This is a genomic window from Streptomyces sp. NPDC094147 (assembly GCF_044764265.1).
GTDB lineage: Bacteria > Actinomycetota > Actinomycetes > Streptomycetales > Streptomycetaceae > Streptomyces.
The window spans coordinates 1-17,671 of sequence record NZ_JBIWHT010000001.1; the positions used below are offsets into that span (position 1 = coordinate 1).

General features: G+C 71.0%; 17 protein-coding genes. 8 read left to right on the plus strand and 9 right to left on the minus strand.

Going from position 1 to position 17,671, the window contains the following annotated elements; genetic code table 11:
• Positions 1-368 precede the first annotated feature (368 nt).
• Entirely contained in the window at positions 369-1,010 is a 642-nt protein-coding gene (locus tag ACIQ8J_RS00005) for a DNA-3-methyladenine glycosylase (protein WP_403276364.1), read from the minus strand.
• 94 nt (positions 1,011-1,104) lie between these two features.
• Between ACIQ8J_RS00005 and ACIQ8J_RS00010 the strand changes: the two genes are divergently transcribed.
• Together ACIQ8J_RS00010 and ACIQ8J_RS00015 are read left to right on the plus strand one after the other, a co-directional pair.
• Complete coding sequence (locus tag ACIQ8J_RS00010) at positions 1,105-1,641, plus strand: YbhB/YbcL family Raf kinase inhibitor-like protein (RefSeq protein WP_403276366.1); 537 nt, start codon at positions 1,105-1,107, stop codon at positions 1,639-1,641.
• A 182-nt stretch (positions 1,642-1,823) separates the two neighbouring features.
• Entirely contained in the window at positions 1,824-2,339 is a 516-nt protein-coding gene (locus tag ACIQ8J_RS00015) for an HNH endonuclease (protein WP_403276369.1), read from the plus strand.
• Between the two features lie 69 nt (positions 2,340-2,408).
• Here the strand turns inward: ACIQ8J_RS00015 and ACIQ8J_RS00020 are convergent, their stop codons facing one another.
• From ACIQ8J_RS00020 to ACIQ8J_RS00035, 4 genes are all read right to left on the minus strand, one after another.
• Entirely contained in the window at positions 2,409-3,182 is a 774-nt protein-coding gene (locus tag ACIQ8J_RS00020) for a sulfite exporter TauE/SafE family protein (RefSeq protein WP_403276371.1), read from the minus strand.
• A 93-nt stretch (positions 3,183-3,275) separates the two neighbouring features.
• Positions 3,276-4,226, minus strand: coding sequence for an SPFH domain-containing protein (locus tag ACIQ8J_RS00025; protein WP_399049333.1), 951 nt, complete (start codon positions 4,224-4,226; stop codon positions 3,276-3,278).
• A gap of 79 nt (positions 4,227-4,305) precedes the next feature.
• Positions 4,306-4,734, minus strand: coding sequence for an NfeD family protein (locus ACIQ8J_RS00030; RefSeq protein WP_403276374.1), 429 nt, complete (start codon positions 4,732-4,734; stop codon positions 4,306-4,308).
• Between the two features lie 47 nt (positions 4,735-4,781).
• The gene (locus ACIQ8J_RS00035; protein WP_403276377.1) at positions 4,782-5,573 is read right to left on the minus strand and encodes an ABC transporter ATP-binding protein; all 792 of its coding nucleotides are present in this window, start codon (positions 5,571-5,573) and stop codon (positions 4,782-4,784) included.
• 146 nt (positions 5,574-5,719) lie between these two features.
• On the opposite strand from ACIQ8J_RS00035, the gene ACIQ8J_RS00040 reads away from it, so the two are divergent.
• Positions 5,720-6,508, plus strand: a complete 789-nt coding sequence (locus tag ACIQ8J_RS00040; RefSeq protein ID WP_403276379.1) for a hypothetical protein — start codon at positions 5,720-5,722, stop codon at positions 6,506-6,508.
• Positions 6,509-6,592: 84 nt separating this feature from the next.
• Here ACIQ8J_RS00040 and ACIQ8J_RS00045 read toward each other — a convergent pair whose 3' ends face one another.
• The 3 genes from ACIQ8J_RS00045 to ACIQ8J_RS00055 all read right to left on the minus strand — a co-directional run bounded on the left by ACIQ8J_RS00045 (position 6,593) and on the right by ACIQ8J_RS00055 (position 8,808).
• Positions 6,593-6,838 carry a chaplin gene (locus ACIQ8J_RS00045; protein ID WP_403276382.1) on the minus strand — a complete coding sequence of 82 codons (246 nt, stop codon included), beginning with the start codon at positions 6,836-6,838 and terminating at the stop codon, positions 6,593-6,595.
• Positions 6,839-6,986: 148 nt separating this feature from the next.
• Complete coding sequence (locus tag ACIQ8J_RS00050; protein ID WP_403276384.1) at positions 6,987-7,631, minus strand: response regulator; 645 nt, start codon at positions 7,629-7,631, stop codon at positions 6,987-6,989.
• Entirely contained in the window at positions 7,624-8,808 is a 1,185-nt protein-coding gene (locus ACIQ8J_RS00055; protein WP_403276386.1) for a GAF domain-containing sensor histidine kinase, read from the minus strand. Before ACIQ8J_RS00055 ends, ACIQ8J_RS00050 begins: the two co-directional genes overlap by 8 nt.
• Before the next feature lie 216 nt (positions 8,809-9,024).
• Here ACIQ8J_RS00055 and ACIQ8J_RS00060 point away from each other — a divergent pair, with 216 nt between their 5' ends.
• The 3 genes from ACIQ8J_RS00060 to ACIQ8J_RS00070 all read left to right on the plus strand — a co-directional run bounded on the left by ACIQ8J_RS00060 (position 9,025) and on the right by ACIQ8J_RS00070 (position 11,743).
• Positions 9,025-9,726 carry an SDR family NAD(P)-dependent oxidoreductase gene (locus ACIQ8J_RS00060; RefSeq protein WP_403276389.1) on the plus strand — a complete coding sequence of 234 codons (702 nt, stop codon included), beginning with the start codon at positions 9,025-9,027 and terminating at the stop codon, positions 9,724-9,726.
• Positions 9,727-9,734: 8 nt separating this feature from the next.
• Positions 9,735-10,802, plus strand: coding sequence for an S-adenosylmethionine:tRNA ribosyltransferase-isomerase (locus tag ACIQ8J_RS00065; protein WP_403276472.1), 1,068 nt, complete (start codon positions 9,735-9,737; stop codon positions 10,800-10,802).
• Between the two features lie 269 nt (positions 10,803-11,071).
• Complete coding sequence (locus tag ACIQ8J_RS00070) at positions 11,072-11,743, plus strand: transglycosylase SLT domain-containing protein (protein WP_403276391.1); 672 nt, start codon at positions 11,072-11,074, stop codon at positions 11,741-11,743.
• 77 nt (positions 11,744-11,820) lie between these two features.
• Here ACIQ8J_RS00070 and ACIQ8J_RS00075 read toward each other — a convergent pair whose 3' ends face one another.
• On the minus strand, positions 11,821-14,355 hold the full coding sequence (locus ACIQ8J_RS00075; RefSeq protein ID WP_403276393.1) for an FHA domain-containing protein: 2,535 nt from the start codon (positions 14,353-14,355) through the stop codon (positions 11,821-11,823).
• A 347-nt stretch (positions 14,356-14,702) separates the two neighbouring features.
• Here ACIQ8J_RS00075 and ACIQ8J_RS00080 point away from each other — a divergent pair, with 347 nt between their 5' ends.
• Both ACIQ8J_RS00080 and serB read left to right on the plus strand, forming a co-directional pair.
• Positions 14,703-16,304: a streptophobe family protein gene (locus ACIQ8J_RS00080; protein WP_403276395.1), complete on the plus strand. Its 1,602-nt coding sequence runs from the start codon at positions 14,703-14,705 to the stop codon at positions 16,302-16,304.
• A 101-nt stretch (positions 16,305-16,405) separates the two neighbouring features.
• Positions 16,406-17,647, plus strand: coding sequence for a phosphoserine phosphatase SerB (serB, locus tag ACIQ8J_RS00085; RefSeq protein ID WP_403276397.1), 1,242 nt, complete (start codon positions 16,406-16,408; stop codon positions 17,645-17,647).
• Positions 17,648-17,671: the final 24 nt, after the last annotated feature.

Sequence of the window (17,671 nt, forward strand, 5' to 3'; positions counted from 1 at the left end):
TTTGGCACGCTGTTGAGTTCTCAAGGAACGGACGCTTCCTTCGTACTCACCCTCTCGGGCTTTCCTCCGGGCGCTTCCCTTCGGTATTTCGTGTTCCCGACTCTATCAGACGCTTTCGTGTCCGATTCCCCGTCGGAAGGGGGTTCGCTTCGAGTTCCTCGCTTTCGCGTTTCCCTTTCGGCGTGTCCACTACTTTAGCGGGTTTCCCCGGCTACTCATAATCGAGTCATTCGAGTTCGAATTGCGGCATGCCGAAATTCGCACCCGTTGGGGTTCGATCGTAGGTAGTGGATGGCCGCCTGGGGTTGCTGAACAGCAGGGCCCGTCTCAAGCGGCTCGGGCTACGTTAGGCGCCCCTTGAGGCCGAGTCAAGTTCGGCGGCGCCGCGGCTGATGGGCCCGGAAGGGGCTCACCGTGGGCTCGTCGGAGATCCAGAAGCGCCAGGGATGCGGGGCGCCGTCGCCGCCCACTCCGGTGCGCGGGCCGCTGCGTACCTGGTCGGGCGTGGGAGGGGTGCCCGCGAGGACGGAGAGCGGGGATTCCGGGCCGGTGCAGACGTCCGTGCCGTTCAGGGCGCGGCCCACGTCGAGGGCGGTGGCCAGGCGGGCCGGGCCTTTGGCCAGTTCTTTGTCATGGCGGGCCGAGAGTCGACGTCCGCGGGCCAGTTCGGCGCCCACCAGGAACTCCCCCGCCCTGAGCAGTACACCGCTCGCCCTGCCCTCGGGGCCGCACACCAGGTTGAGGCAGTGCCACATGCCGTACGTGAAGTAGACGTACGCGTGTCCGGGCGGGCCGAACATCACGTCGTTGCGGGCCGTGCGGCCGCGGAAGGCGTGCGAGCCGGGATCGTTCGGGCCGTCGTACGCCTCCACCTCGGTCAGGCGGAGTTCAAGAGGCCCCGCCGGAGTGAGGCGTACCAGCGTGCGGCCCAGGAGGTCCGGGGCGACCTCCAGGACCGGGCGGTCGAAGAAGTCCCTGGGAAGTGGCGTACGTTCGGTGCCCGCGATCATGCGGTACGAGGGTAGTGGACGGCGGAACTGGTTTTGCGGGGAACGCCCCCTAGGCTCGGCCCCACCAGTTGATGCCGAATCAGGAGGTGCCGACGTGAGCGAGCTCAAGAGGCCGCCGCTTCCCCACGACTTCCACCCCGAGGTGCCGTCGTTCACCGTGGTGAGCGAGGACATCGAGCCGGGGGCCGTGCTGAAGGACGCCCAGGTCTACGGGGGCGGGAACACCTCGCCGCAGCTGCGCTGGGAGGGTTTCCCGGCGGGGACCAAGAGCTTCGCGGTGACGTGTTTCGACCCGGACGCGCCCACGGGCAGCGGGTTCTGGCACTGGTCGCTGTTCGACATCCCGGCCTCGGTGACCGAGCTGCCCGCGGGAGCGGGCAGCGGGAAGTTCGAGGGGCTGCCGGCCGGGGCCGTGCAGGTGCGCAACGACTACGGTTCGAAGGACTTCGGGGGCGCGGCTCCGCCGGCCGGCGAGACCCATCGGTACGTCTTCACGGTGTACGCGGTCGACACCGACAAGCTGGGCCCCGACGCGGACGCCTCACCGGCCGTGGTCGGTTTCCATCTGCGGTTCCACGCGCTCGGGCGGGCCCAGCTCATCGGTGAGTACACCTCTCCCGCGCAGAGCTGATCGTTCGCTTTCCGTTTGCCCTGCCCTGGTCTTGGAGAGATCAGGGCAGGGCATTTTTCTGTTGCCGGGGTCCGCGATGTGCTTCGGGCCGGCGCGGATATTGCGTTGTCCATCGTGGCGAGCCCGGCCAGAGTTGATCCAGGCCCGCCAGGGAGTGGGCCGGCACTACGGAGGTGGGCACGATGCGGGACACGCTGGTACTGAACGCGAGCTTCGAGCCGCTGTCGACGGTGACGCTCAACCGTGCTGTGGTGCTGGTCCTCCAGGACAAGGCCGTGGTCGAGCAGTCCCACCCCGAGCTGCGGATGCGTGCGGCCGCCGTCGACATCCCGGTGCCGCGGGTGATCAGGCTGTGCAGATACGTACGGGTGCCGTTCCGAAGACAGGCTCCGTGGTCGAGGCGGGGGGTGCTGATCAGGGACCAGCACCGGTGCGCGTACTGCGGGCGGCGCGCGACGACCGTGGACCATGTGGTGCCGCGGGCCCAGGGCGGCCGGGACGGGTGGCTGAATACGGTCGCCTCCTGCGCCGAGGACAACCACCGCAAGGCGGACCGGACGCCGCAGGAGGCGGGGATGCCGTTGCTGCGGCAGCCGTTCGTGCCGTCTCCGGCCGATGCGATGCTGCTTTCGATGGCGGCCGGGGACCGGTCGGAGCTGCCCGAGTGGCTGGCTTCGGGCGCCGTACCGGCCGCGTAACCGGGTCAACTCCCTTGTGCGGAGCCCGCCTTCACGATGAGGGCGGGCTCTTTCGCTTGCGTACGGCCGCTACTTGAGGGTCAGTTGGAGGATGGCGACGACGCCGACGGCGATGATGACTCCGCGCAGGACCGCGGGCTTCAGCCGGCGGCCGACCTTGGCGCCGATCTGGCCTCCGATGGTCGAGCCGACGGCGATGAGCAGGACGGCGGTCCAGTCGAATTCGGCGACGAAGAGGAAGAAGACGGCCGCGATGCCGTTGACGACGGCGCCGAGGATGTTCTTGACGGCGTTGATGCGCTGGAGGCTCTCGTGGAGCAGCAGGCCCATCAGGGAGAGGTAGAGGACGCCTTGGGCGGCGCCGAAGTAGCCGCCGTACATGCTGGCGAGGAAGAGGCCGACGAGGAGGGCGGTGCCGCCTTCGGGGTGGGCCTCGGTGCCGCTGGCCTCGCGGCGGCGCTTGATGACGGCGGCTATGCGGGGCTGGAACAGGACGAGGACGAGGGCCGCGCCGACCAGGACGGGGACGATCGCGTCGAACGCCTTGGACGGCAGGGCGAGCAGCAGGACCGCCCCGGCGAGGCCACCGAGCAGGGCGGTGCCACCGAGGCGGAGCACCCGGCGGGTCTGGCCGCGCAGTTCGTGGCGGTAGCCGATGGCTCCGCTGATGGAGCCGGGGACCAGGCCGAGTGCGTTGGACACGTTGGCCGTGACCGGGGGGAGTCCGGTCGCCAGCAGGACGGGGAAGGTGAGGAGCGTTCCTGAGCCGACGATCGTGTTGATGGTGCCCGCGCCGATTCCGGCGGCGAAGACCGCGAGTGCTTCCCAGATGGACAAGGCCATCTCCTTACACAATCAGTGAGTCGCCTCCCCGCCATGGAGGTCGAGGGGCCGCACTGATCATGCATGGACGGTGTAGGGCGCAGTCAACTGCCGTCAGTCGACGGGGGGTTCCTCGCGGCGCTCGACCGGGGCGTTGCCGGAGTTGCCGCCCGTGTTGAAGCCGGGCATTCCGCCGCCGAGGTTGCCGAAGGCGCCGGAGAGGCCCTTGAGTGCGTCGCCGATCTCGCTGGGCACGATCCAGAGCTTGTTGGCGTCGCCCTCGGCGATCTTCGGCAGCATCTGGAGGTACTGGTAGGAGAGCAGCTTCTGGTCGGGGTCGCCGGCGTGGATGGCCTCGAAGACCGTACGGACGGCCTGGGCCTCGCCCTCGGCGCGCAGCGCGGCCGCCTTGGCCTCACCTTCGGCGCGCAGGATCGCGGACTGCTTCTCACCCTCGGCGCGCAGGATCTCCGACTGCCGTACACCCTCGGCCTGGAGGATCGCGGCGCGCTTGTCACGGTCGGCGCGCATCTGCTTCTCCATCGAGTCCTGGATGGAGGTCGGCGGCTCGATCGCCTTGAGTTCGACGCGGTTGACGCGGATGCCCCACTTGCCGGTGGCCTCGTCGAGGACGCCGCGCAGCGCCGCGTTGATCTCCTCGCGGGAGGTCAGGGTCCGCTCCAGGTCCATGCCGCCGATGATGTTGCGGAGCGTGGTGACGGTGAGCTGTTCGATCGCCTGGATGTAGCTGGCGACTTCGTACGTCGCGGCGCGGGCGTCGGTCACCTGGTAGTAGATGACGGTGTCGATATTGACGACCAGGTTGTCCTGGGTGATCACCGGCTGGGGCGGGAAGGGGACGACCTGTTCACGCAGGTCGATCCGGTTGCGGATCGAGTCGATGAACGGGACGACGATGTTCAGTCCGGCGTTGAGCGTCCTCGTGTAGCGGCCGAAGCGCTCCACGATCGCGGCGCTGGCCTGTGGAATGACCTGGATGGTCTTGATCAGGGCGATGAAGACCAGCACCACCAGAATGATCAGGACGATGATGATCGCTGACATCGCGTACCCCGTGCCCTTCTTGCTCTCGGTAAGTCCTGGAAGCTCTTGGAAGTTCCGGACCGGATGATCCTGGCATGGTTCACATGACGATGGCAGTGGCTCCGTCGATCTCGACGACATCGACCTGGCGGCCCGGTTCGTACACCTGGTCCTCGTCGAGTGCGCGTGCGGACCAGACCTCGCCCGCCAGTTTGATCCGGCCGCCGCGGGCGTCGACCCGTTCCAGGACGATGGCCTGACGGCCCTTCAACGCCTCGACTCCGGTGGCGAGTCGGGGGCGCTGGTTGAGGTGCCGGGCGGCGATGGGGCGTACCACCGCGATGAGCGCGACGGAGACGGCGACGAAGATGAGCACTTGGGCGACGAGGCCGAGACCGAAGCCCGCCGCGATCGCGGCGGCCATCGCACCGACCGCCATCATGCCGAACTCGGGCATGGCGGTCAGCACGAGCGGGATGCCCAGACCGGCCGCGGCCACCAGCCACCAGATCCATGCCTCGATGTCCACGAGGTCATGGTAGGTCGGGGTGGACGCTCCCCGACAGTGCGCGCTGGTCAGCCGAGCGGGAGACCGGTCGCGGTGTAGCGGTCGCCGCGGTGCTCCACGAGCAGCGGGAGGCCGAAGCAGAGGGAGAGGTTGCGGGAGGTCAGCTCGGTCTCCATGGGGCCGGCGGCGAGCACCTTGCCCTGACGGATCATGAGGACGTGGGTGAAGCCGGGGGCGATCTCCTCGACGTGGTGGGTGACCATGACCATCGAGGGCGCGTACGGGTCGCGGGCGAGCCTGCCCAGGCGGCGCACCAGGTCCTCGCGGCCGCCCAGGTCGAGACCGGCGGCGGGCTCGTCCAGGAGGAGGAGTTCGGGGTCGGTCATCATGGCGCGGGCGATGAGGGTGCGCTTGCGCTCGCCCTCGGAGAGCGTGCCGAACTTGCGGTCCAGGAATTCGGTCATGCCGAGCCGGTCGAGGAAGGCGCGCGCGCGGTCCTCGTCGACGGCGTCGTAGTGCTCCTGCCAGGTGGCGGTCATGCCGTACGCGGCGGTGAGCACCGTCTGCAGGACGGTCTGGCGCTTGGGGAGCTTGTCGGCCATGGCGACGCCGGCCATGCCGATGCGCGGGCGCAGCTCGAACACGTCGACCTTGCCGAGCTGTTCGCCGAGGATCTTGGCGGTGCCGGTGCTCGGGAAGAGGTAGCTGGAGGCGATGTTGAGGAGGGTGGTCTTGCCGGCGCCGTTGGGGCCGAGGATGACCCAGCGCTCACCTTCCTTGACCGACCAGGAGACGTCGTCCACCAGAGCGCGTCCGTCGCGGACCACGGATACGTCCACCAGCTCCAGTACATCGCTCATGAGCGCGTTGTCTCCCCATGCCATCGTCTTGAGTTCGCGAGTGCCGTTCGGGGGCGCCTGTGGGCGCGGCCCCAGGGAAAACCTACGCCACTGGTGAAGTGATCCCGCCCTTAGGGCCGGTCGTGGGACTTGCCTAGGCTTGGGCCATGTTCTCGGAACCACGTTCAGGTCGGCTGGCCGCTTGGGGAAATGCCCTGTTGGCCGGAAATGTCTCGCCCGACGACGCGGCGCTCGCGATCGTCGGGGAGGACGCGGTGCACCGCGTGGCGGGGCTGCCCGGTGAATCCGCGCCGGTCGGACTCACGCTGGCGCTCGGCCGGCTGCGCACGCTCGGGGTGAGCGGCTGGCGGGTCGCGCTGCCGACGGCGGGGCATCCGCTGGGGCTCAGCGGTCCCGCGGAGTTCAATGCGCGGGCGCTCGACGCCGAGGAGGCGGTGGTCGGGTTCGGGGCGCCGTACGGGCTCGTCCCCGAGGTGTACGAGGTGGGGCCGGCCGGTGATGTGCATGCCGAGGTCCTGTGGCGCTGCCTGCCGGTGCGCGAGGCGCCGCCGGCGGACGTGCCCTCGCTCGGGGAGGCGGAGCGGGAGCTGGCGGAGGCGCTGCGGGAGGCGACGGCGGCGCTCACCCGGCTCGACGTGGCGGGCTCGGGTCCGGCCGCGGCGGCCGCGATCGACGCGTACCGGGCACGGGCCGAGGGCCCCGACGAGGAGGTGCTCGCACCCGGGTACCCGCCGCGCGCGGTCCGGGTGCTGGAGCTGGCCCGGCGGGTCGGACTGCTGGTCTCGATCGCGTACGAGAGCGGGCACGGGGGCGCGGTAAGCGCCTCGGAGATCGCGGCGCGGGGCGAGGCACTGCGCCCGGTGGAGCGGGTGGCGCGGCGGGCGAGGGTCGCGGCGTACAACGCGTATGTGGAGGAGCGGGAGCGGCGGGGCTGACGCCGGGGGGCGGCCCGGGGCAATGGGACCGGCCCCCAGGGCTGAGCCTGGGGGCCGGAGGTCACTGCGTGGGCGCGGGGCCGGTCAGTGGTTGGAGCTCTCGTTGCCGAACGCCGAGTTCAGGAGGCCGACCACGTTGAGCGTGTTGCCCGTGGCGTTCACCGGGACGTGCACCGGAACCTGGACCAGGTTGCCGGAGACGATGCCCGGGGAGTGCTCGGCCTTGCCGTCGGCGTTCGCCCCGTCGTGGGCGGAGGCGGCACCCGCCGCAGCGGCGAGCATGCCGCCCGCGACCATGGTGACGGCGACGGCCTTGTTGAGCTTCTTCACTTCAGGATCCTCCTGGTCATCGCCGCGGCCAGCCGCCGCGGCACGCCATGAAGAACGGCTGGCGGCCCCAGGGGATGCGCTATGTGGGTGACATACACACGACGGTATGAATCTCTCACCGGAGCATGACGGTCCGGTTCACCGTGTGTCACCCGGTAACCCCGTGCCGCACGGCCCAGAGCGCGGCCTGGGTGCGGTCGGCGAGGTCCAGCTTCATCAGTATGTTCGAGACGTGCGTCTTGACGGTCTTCTCGGACAGGACGAGCGCGCGGGCGATCTCCCGGTTGGAGCGGCCGTCCGCGATCAGTGCGAGGACCTCCTTCTCCCGCTCGGTGAGCGTGGAGCCTCGGCCGGTGCCGCCGTGCCCGTCCTCCTGGGCGAGCAGGGCGCCCGCGACTTCGGGCTGGAGCAGCACGTGCCCGGCGTGCACCGAGCGGATCGCTCCGGCCAGCGCGTCCGGGTCGACGTCCTTGTATACGTAGCCGGAGGCACCGGCGCGCAGGGCTGGGACCACCGTGCGCTGCTCGGTGAAGCTGGTGACGACGAGGACCCTGGCCGGGTTGGCGAGCTCGCGGAGCTTGCGCAGGGCCTCGATGCCGTCCATGCCCGGCATCTTCACGTCCATCAGGACGACGTCCGGCTTCAGCTCCTCGGCGCGGGCGACGCCCTCGGCGCCGTCGGAGGCCTCCCCCACCACCTCTATGTCGTCCTGTACTTCCAGGAAGGTCCGCAGCCCCCGGCGGACCACCTGGTGGTCGTCCACGAGCAGGACCCTGATCACCTTGTCAGCCACCGGGGACCTCCATCTCGATCGTGGCGCCCTCGCCGGGTGCCGATTGCACGGTCAGCCGGCCGGCCACACCGCTCGCCCGGTGCCGCATCGACACCAGGCCGAGATGGCGGCCGGCCCGGCGGACCGCCCTCGGTTCGAAACCCTTGCCGTTGTCGGTGACGCGCAGGACCGCGCCCTGCCCCTTCCTGGCCAGTACGACGTCGACCCGGTCGGCGCCGGAGTGGCGCAGCGCGTTGTGCAGCGCTTCCTGGGCGACCCTCAGCAGGGCCTCCTCCTGGGCCGGGGGCAGCGCCCTGACCCCGCGGTTGTCGAAGGTGACGCGGGCCGCGTGGGCCCGGTCCAGGACCTGGATCTGGGTGCGCAGGGTGTTCACCAGGCCGTCCTCCTCCAGCGCCGCGGGCCTCAACTCCACGACGGCGGCGCGCAGTTCGTCGGCGGCCTCGGCGGCGAGGGCGGCGACCTGCTGGAGCTCGCCCTTGGCGCGGGCCGGGTCGCGGTCGACGAGGGTGGCCGCCGCCTGGGCGGTCAGGCGCAGCGAGAAGAGTTTCTGACTGACCGCGTCGTGCAGCTCGTGCGCGAGCCGGGAGCGCTCCTCGGCGATGGTGAGCTCGCGGCTGCGCTCGTACAGGCGGGCGTTGGTGAGCGCGATCGCGGCGTGCTGGGCGAGGATGCCGAGCAGTTCCTCGTCGTCCTCGGTGAAGCCGCAGCCGCCGGCCGGTTTGGGGCAGCGCTTGTTGGCGAGGAAGAGCGCGCCGATCGTCTCGTCGCCGTCGCGGATCGGCATGCCGAGGAAGTCCGACATGTCGGGGTGGGCGGACGGCCAGCCCTCGAAGCGGGGGTCCTCGCGGACATCGGCCAGGCGCTCCGCCTTCTCCTCGTGGAGCATCGCGGCGAGGATGCCGTGCTGGCGCGGCAGCGGTCCGATCGCCCGCCACTGCTCGTCGCTGATGCCGTCGACCACGAACTGGGCGAAGCCGCCGTGGTCGTCGGGCACGCCGAGCGCCGCGTACTCCGCGTCGAGCAGTTCGCGCGCGGACGCGGTGATCGTCTTGAGGACGTCCCTGACCTCCAGGTGCCGGCTCATGGCGAGCAGGGCGGTGCTCACGGCGGCGAGGCCCGCGTGCGGCGACGGGCTCTCCGCCGACCGATCGGGGTGGACGGGGCGGGGACGGCTCATGTGATCACCGTACCGGCGGGGTACGACAGAGCGCCTCGGCCTGTGGACGGCCATGGATTGGGTCCCGGGGCCTAGGTCGAAGTGCCTTGGCCGGCTGGGGCCCGCGTCCGAGGCGGCGGGACCCGGCCCGGCGCCACTCTGAACGCAGATCGACGGACGCGGATCGACGGACGTATGACGACGGACGCGTGTCGAGGGACAGAGGGGCTGGACATCATGCCGGTTGCGATCATCACGGGGGCCTCGAAGGGACTGGGGCGCGCGCTCGCCGGGGCGCTGGCCGAACGGGGCTGGGACCTGGTCCTCGATGCCAGGACCGCGCCCGTACTGGAAGAGGCGGCGCGCGGGCTCAAGGAGTACGGAACGCAGGTCGTGGCGCTGCCCGGGGACGTCACCGATGCCGGGCACCGCGCGGAGCTGGTGGCGGCGGCGCGGGAGCTGGGCGGGCTCGATCTGCTGGTGAACAACGCCTCCGCGCTGGGAGCCGAGCCGCTGGTAGGGCTCGACGTGCTGGATCTCGCGGGGCTGCGGTCGGCGCTGGAGACCAATGTGGTCGCGGCGCTCGGCCTGGTGCAGGAGTCGCTGCCGCTGCTGCGCGGGGCGCGGGCGGGCGCGGTGGTCGCGGTCAGTTCGGACGCGGCGGTGGAGGCGTACCCGACCTGGGGCGGGTACGGGGCCTCGAAGGCGGCGCTCGACCAGCTGGTGGCGGTGCTCGCCGTGGAGGAGCCTGGGCTGCGGGTGTGGGCGGTGGACCCGGGGGACATGCGGACGGATCTGTACGCGGCGGCGGTGCCGGTGGACGACGACTCCGGCCGGCCGGAGCCCGCGACGGTGGTGCCGGGATTCCTGCGACTGCTCGACGAGCGGCCCGCGAGCGGACGGTACCGCGCTCCCTCTCTTGTGGAGGAGGCGCGGTGACGGTGCCCATGGTGGTACGGGTGCCGGACGGGCTGCTCGCCTCGGTGCCCGCGGAGGTGCGCGGCTCGGGGCGGGACGACGTACGGCTGATGGTGTCGCGGGGAGAAGCGGTGTCCCATCACGCGTTCCGCGATCTCGCGGGACAGCTGCGGGCCGGTGACGTACTCGTCGTCAATACCTCTGAGACCCTGCCCGCCGCGGTCGACGGCACGGTGGCGGGGCGGCCGGTGGTGGTGCACTTCTCCACCCGCGGGTCCGACGGGCGCTGGGCGGTGGAGCTGCGGACACCGGCCGCGTCGGGAAGTACGGAGCGGCGGACCGGGGACCGGGCGGGGACGGTTGTCGCGCTGGGCGGCGGGGAGCGGCTGGTCCTCGATGAGGCGCTGAGCCCGGACCGGCTGTGGTGGGCGCGGGTCTCGGTGGCCGACGTGCCGGGGCTGCTGCACCGGCGGGGGCGGCCGATCCGGTACGGCTACACCGAGCGGGACCAGCCGCTGGCCGCGTACCAGACGGTGTTCGCGCTGCCCGCGCCCGGCGGGCTCGGCTCGGCGGAGATGCCGAGCGCGGCGCGGCCCTTCACGGTGGAGCTGGTCGCCGAACTGGTGCGGCGGGGTGTGCAGTTCGCGCCGATCACGCTGCACACGGGGGTCGCGTCGACGGAGGCGCACGAGCCGCCGTACCCGGAGCGCTTCGAGGTGCCGCGGGCCACGGCCCGGCTGGTGAACGCGGCGAAGTCGGGCGGCGGCACGATCGTGGCCGTGGGGACCACCGCGGTGCGCGCCCTGGAATCGGCGACCGGGCCGGACGGGGTGGTGCGGGAGGCGTCGGGGTGGACGGATCTCGTGGTGACCCCGGAGCGCGGGGTGCGGGTGGTGGACGCCCTGCTGACCGGGCTGCACGAGCCGGAGGCCTCGCATCTGTTGATGCTGGAGGCGATCGCGGGGCGCCAGGCGCTGGCCGTCGCCTACGACCAGGCGCTGAGGCAGCTCTACCTGTGGCACGAGTTCGGCGACGTCCACCTCATACTTCCGGACGAGAACCCTCACCCTGCGCATTGCTTCCGCAACGCCCAGTGAGACTGTTACGTGCTCGATGTGAGCCCGAGCATAGGACGCACATCACTTACGAAGCTCGCTAGTGGACAGATAAAGGCTGTGTGAGCGGGGCGAGAGCGGGTACGAGCCGTCTTTCGCAGGCCCGTGATCCACTATCCGGCTTCGTATGTCGCACCTTTGCCACACGATTTTGCGGCCGCTAACAATGACTCCCGTCGCACAGCGCTGCGGCTCCAACGCCGCGGCGCTCAGGTGCGCCGTCCACGTCATTCGGAAGAGGTCCAACCGCCATGCCCGAGTCCAGCAACCCTGGTCATAGTCGTCTCGCCAAGACGCACAAGATCTCGATTGCCGGCGTCGCCGCCCTCGGCGCCGCCGCTCTCGCCCTCACGGTTCTCCCCGGGACGGGTGCGTCGGGCAACGCCGAAGCTGCCGAGCCGGCCGCCTTCGCGGCGACCGTCGCCAGCACCAAGACGGTCTCGGAGTCCATCTCCCAGCAGCAGGTCACCGCGGGCAAGCAGGCCCAGGACGCCGCGAAGGCCAAGGCCGACGCGGACGCCAAGGCGAAGGCCGAGGCCGAGGCGAAGCAGCGTGACGAGGCCGCCGCCGCCAGCCGCTCCGCCGCCCGCAAGCCGGTGTACGCCAACAACCTCGACGGCTGGATCCGCCAGGCCCTCGACATCATGAAGAGCAAGGGCATCCCGGGCTCCTACGAGGGTCTGCACCGCAACATCATGCGCGAGTCGACCGGCAACCCGAACGCCATCAACGGCTGGGACATCAACGCCATCAACGGCATCCCGTCGAAGGGCCTTCTCCAGGTCATCCAGCCGACCTTCAACGCGTACCACGTGCCCGGCACCTCGTGGAACATCTACGACCCGGTCGCCAACATCACCGCCGCCGCCAACTACGCGGCGAACAAGTACGGCTCGATGGACAACGTCAACAGCGCCTACTGAGCGACGCAGGACGCAGACGACGCCGAAGGGCGGCACCCCGTGCGGGGTGCCGCCCTTCGGCGTCGTTCGGCGCGGTGCTACTTGCGCATGACCTCGGGCTCGTGGCGGCGCAGCAGGCGCGCGACCACGAAGCCGAGGGCGATGCCGATCAGCATCAGCACCGAGATGTCGGTGAACCACTGCGAAGCGTCGTGCTTCCACAGCGGGTCGAGGTTGGTCGGGTTGTTCTGGTCCATCGGCCCCATCAGGTGGGCCAGGTCGAGCGTCGTGCCGGCGCCGGCGATGGCCCAGCGGGACGGCATCAGCCAGGCGAACTGCTCCAGGCCGACCGAGTCGTACACCTTGAAGAGGATGCCGGTGAAGACGACCTGGACGATGGCGAACATGACCAGGAGCGGCATCGTCTTCTCGGAGGTCTTCACCAGCGAGGAGATGATCAGGCCGAACATCATCGAGGTGAAGCCGAGCGCGATCACGACCAGGCACATCTCGATCGCCGGCGGCATCACCAGGCCCTCGGCGGGCAGCCTGCGGGTCGAGAAGCCGATGACGCAGAGGATCACGCCCTGGAAGGCCGTGATGACACCGAGGACCAGGACCTTGGACATCAGGTACGCCGAGCGGGACAGGCCAGTGGCCCGTTCGCGCTCGTAGATGACCCGTTCCTTGATCAGTTCTCGCACGGAGTTGGCGGCGCCGGAGAAGCACATGCCGACCGTGAGGATCAGCATGATCGTGCCCGCGTCGCCGTTGAACCGGACCGGTGGCGTGGGCGCCCCGAGGCCGAACTTCGACGGGATGACGACGCTCACCGCGCCGATCACGGCGGGCAGCGCCACCGACAGGGCGAGGAAGCCCTTGTCGGAGGCGATGACCGACGCGTAGCGGCGCATCAGCGTCCACAGCTGGGAGACCCAGCCCTGCGGCTTCGGCGGCTTGATCGCCTGGGCCGGCGGCATCTGCACCGACTGCGGGGCGACCGCGTCGATGTCCGCGGCGTACATCTGGTAGTGCTGCGAGCCCTTCCAGCGGCCCGCCCAGTCGTAGTCGCGGTAGCTCTCGAAGGCGGAGAAGACATCGGCCCAGGTGCTGTAGCCGAAGAAGTTCAGCGCCTCCTCCGGGGGACCGAAGTAGGCGACCGAGCCGCCCGGCGCCATCACCAACAGCTTGTCGCAGATGGCGAGTTCGGCCACCGAGTGGGTGACCACCAGGACGGTGCGGCCGTCGTCGGCGAGGCCGCGGAGCAGCTGCATGACGTCGCGGTCCATGCCCGGGTCGAGGCCCGAGGTGGGCTCGTCCAGGAAGATCAGCGACGGCTTGGTCAGGAGCTCCAGGGCCACCGACACGCGCTTGCGCTGGCCACCGGAGAGGGAGGTGACCTTCTTCTCCTTGTGGATGTCCAGCTTGAGCTCGCGCAGCACCTCGTCGATGCGCTGCTGACGCTCGTTCTCGGTGGTGTCGGCCGGGAAGCGCAGCTTGGCCGCGTACTTCAGCGCCTTCTTGACGGTCAGCTCCTTGTGCAGGATGTCGTCCTGCGGGACCAGACCGATGCGCTGGCGCAGCTCGGCGAACTGCTTGTACAGGTTCCGGTTGTCGTAGAGGACGTCGCCCTGGTTGGCGGGCCGGTAGCCGGTGAGCGCCTTGAGCAGGGTGGACTTTCCGGAGCCCGAGGGGCCGATGACCGCGATCAGGGACTTCTCGGGGACGCCGAAGGAGACGTCCTTGAGGATGTCCTTGCCGCCGTCGACCGTGACGGTCAGGTGGCGGGCGGAGAAGGAGACGTCACCGGTGTCGACGAACTCTTCGAGCCGGTCGCCGACGATGCGGAAGGTCGAGTGGCCGACGCCGACGATGTCGTTGGGGCCGAGCAGCGCGGTGCCCGACTTGGCCACCGGCTGTCCGTTGACGTACGTGCCGTTGTGCGACCCGAGGTCGCGGATCTCCATCCGGCCGTCGGGCGTCGCGTGGAACTCGGCGTGGTGGCGCGAGACCTGGAGGTCGGAGACCACCAGCTCGTTCTCCAGCGCACGGCCGATGCGCATGACCCGGCCGAGCGACAGGTGGTGGAAGGTGGTCGGGCTGCGGTCCCCGTAGACGGGCGGGGCGCCCGCGGCGCCGCCCTGCTGCGGGAACTGCGGCTGCGGGGGCTGCTGTTGGGGCTGAGCCTGCTGCGGCTGCTGCCACGACTGCTGCGGGACCTGCGCCTGCTGCGGCGGCTGAGGCTGCTGCTGTTGCTGAGCCCACCCGCCCTGCTGGGGCTGCTGCACAGGGGCCGCCTGGGCCTGCTGGGCCGGGGCGGGCTGCGCGTAGGCGGCCGCGGCGGCACCGGACAGATTCAGCCGCGGGCCGTCGGTCGCGTTGCCGAGGTGGACCGAGGAGCCGGGGCCGATTTCCATCTGGTGGATCCGCTGGCCCTGCACGTAGGTGCCGTTGGTCGATCCGTGATCCTCGATGACCCAACTGCGACCGCCCCAGCTGATCGTGGCATGCCGCCACGAGACTCTGGCGTCGTCGATCACCAGGTCACCCTGCGGATCACGTCCGAGGGTGTATGACCTGGACGCATCCAGCGTCCAGGTACTGCCATTCAATTCCAGTACGAGTTCCGGCACTCCAGCCCCACTTGTCGTCCCCCGAAAGACCTCCGCACCGGAGGCCTGTGACTCCCGACACAGGGAGTCTAGGGATGGTGAACATCGGGGGGAACTATTTCAGGCCCGAGCTCGTATCCGAAACCCGGGCCTTGTGAATTACGTGCACAGACCGCATACAGTCCGGTCGCGGTCCTGCAACAGGCCCCCGGCGGCCCCCCGTTGACGCGGGCCAAACACCCCCCGAGAGTAGTAAGCACCCATGAGTGCGTACGGATCATGCGCTCCGCCCATAAATGACCTGGGACGCGGATCAACATGGCCTCTCCGTATCAATGGGGCAAGTCGACTCTTATCGGGGGGTCCTGATGGGCGTGCGCGACAACACGGGCCGGGGCGCGATCCGGTGGGGCGATGTCGTCCTCGCCTCGATCGCCTCGGTGAGCTGGGCACTGGTCGCGATGGCGGGGACGGCGGCGCTCGGTCTGCATCTGCTCGGGGCGGACGTGGCGGGGGCGCTCGGTCCGATGACGGCGGCCGTGGTGGTGCTGGGGGCGGGGGGCTCGGTCACCCCGTCCGGCGACGTCTCGGCGTTCGGCCTGAGCGGCGCGGCGGCGAGCACCACCGTCGATTTCGCGCCACTGGGGGTCGGGCTCGCGGGCGCGGTCCTGCTCGCCTGGTTCTTCCCCCGCTCGCTGCGGGCCGCCGGAACCTGGATCACGGGTAGGGAGCTGGCGGTGCGCGCGGCCGCGGTGGCCGTCCTCTTCGTCGCCGTCATCGGCGGACTCGCCTGGGCCGGTCACGACCTCATCACGATCGACGGCGGACAGCTGGGCCTGGACAAGGTGAAGGTGCCGGGCATCGGCGGGATCGGGGACATCGGCGGGCTGCTGCCGGGCCGGCTCGCCGGCCTCGCGAACGCCAAGGCACACGTCGGCTTCAGCGTCGATGCCGCCCGCTCGCTGGCGGGCGCGGTGTGCTGGGTGCTCGGGGTGCTCGTGATCGCCCTGCTCGCCTCGCGCCGCACCCCGCTCCCGCGCGGCTGGGAAGCGCTGCACCGGGTGGTGCGGCCCGCCGTGTCGGCGCTGGTCGCGGCGGTACTGCTGGCGGTCGCGGCGGGGCTCGCGGCGGCGGCGTACGCGGCGATCGGCGACGCCCACCCGCGGCGGATCGCGGGCGCCGCCCTGCTCGGCGCCCCGAACGGCGTGTGGCTCGCGATCCCGCTCGGCCTCTTCGTGCCGTGGAGCGGACACGCCACCGGAACGCTCGCCAAGCTGCTCCCGCACCCGCTCGACCAGCTCCTCGGGCTCGGGGCCGATCAGTCGCTGACCCTGGGGCGGCTCGCCCAACTCGACCACCGGGTCTGGCTGTTGGCCCTCGCGACGGCCGTGCTCATGCTGTACGCGGGGGTGCTCGCCGCGGCCCGTACGCCGGTGCGCGGGCGCTCCCTCGGCGCGTTCACGGGGAGCTGCGCGCTGGCGCTCGCCGCGGCCACCGCGCTCGCGCTGCCCCTGATGGTGTGGCTGACCGGGATCTCCGCGAACGCCTCCCTGTCGGTGCTGGGCTTCGACGCGTTCGGGGCGGGCATCGAGCTGCACGGGAACGCCGGGCTCGCGTCGGCGCTCGGGGCGGCGTGGGGCGCCGGGGCCGGGGCGGCGGGGGCGCTGCTCGCCCGGGTGTCGGGGGCGGCCGGGCGGCGGGCCGCGGCGCTCGCGGGCGAGACGGGCGAGGCGGCCGACGTACCGGGCCCGCGCGGGGAGACGGCAGGGGTACCGGGCCCGTACCACCCGGCGCCGTCCTACCGGCCGCCGAACCCCGACACCAATCCGTATCTGAAGCTGCCGCCCGGACTGCACGGCTCCCCCACGCTGCCCGGCCTCCCGGACCGCCCGCCGGCCCGTCCCCGGCCGCGCCGGCCGCCGTACGAGGGCCCGCCGCCCCCGCCGGGAGCGCCGCGGGGCCGCCGCTGAGCGGCCCGCGGGCCGGGTGAGGGGGCCGTCCGAGGGGGCGCTGTCCGCAGGCCGGGACGGCGTGCCGGGCCGGAGCGCCGGGCGGATACGGTGGGATCACCATGACGCCATCGCCCCTGCCCCCCGCCGGCCAGCCCTCCGACGCCGGTCAGAGCTCCGACGTACCCACCCTCCTCGTCAAGATCTTCGGCAAGGACCGCCCCGGCATCACCGCCGGGCTCTTCGACACCCTCGCCGCCTACTCCGTCGATGTCGTGGACATCGAGCAGGTCGTCTCCCGTGGCCGCCTCGTGCTGTGCGCGCTCGTCACCGAGCCGACCGTGGCTTCCGCGGGCGAGCTGCGCGCCACCGTGCACAGCTGGGCGGATTCGCTCCGGCTCCAGGCGGAGATCATCTCCGGCATCGGCGACAACAGGCCGCGCGGCAGCGGCCGTTCGCACGTCACCGTGCTCGGGCATCCGCTCACCGCCGAGTCCACGGCGGCCATAGCGGCCTGCATCACCGCCACCGGCGGCAACATCGACCGCATCTTCCGGCTCGCCAAGTACCCGGTCACGGCAGTGGAGTTCGCCGTGTCCGGTGTGGAGACGGGGCCGTTGCGCACCGAGCTCGCGACCGAGGCCGCCGCCCTCGGCGTGGACGTGGCCGTCGTCTCGGCGGGGCTGCACCGGCGGGCCCAGCGGCTCGTCGTGATGGACGTGGACTCCACGCTGATCCAGGACGAGGTGATCGAGCTCTTCGCCGCGCACGCCGGCTGCGAGGAGGAGGTCGCCGAGGTCACCGCCGCCGCGATGCGCGGCGAGCTCGACTTCGAGCAGTCGCTGCACGCCCGGGTGGCGCTGCTCAAGGGCCTGGACGCCTCGGTGGTGGACAAGGTGCGGTCCGAGGTCCGGCTCACTCCGGGCGCCCGCACCCTGATCCGCACGCTCAAGGCGCTCGGCTATCAAGTCGGCGTCGTATCGGGCGGGTTCACCCAGGTCACCGACGGCCTCAAGGACCAGCTCGGGCTCGACTTCGCCTCCGCCAACACCCTGGAGATCAAGGACGGCAGGTTCACCGGGCGGGTCACCGGCGAGATCGTGGACCGGGCCGGCAAGGCGCGGCTGCTGCGGGAGTTCGCCGCCGAGGCCGGGGTGCCGCTGGCCCAGACGGTGGCGATCGGCGACGGCGCCAACGACCTCGACATGCTGAACGCGGCCGGTCTCGGCGTCGCCTTCAACGCCAAGCCGGTGGTGCGGGAGGCCGCGCACACCGCGGTGAACGTACCCTTCCTCGACACCGTGCTGTATCTGCTCGGCATCACCCGCGAAGAGGTCGAGGCGGCCGACGGCCTCATCGACTGAGGCCCAAACGGCGTACGGATGCGG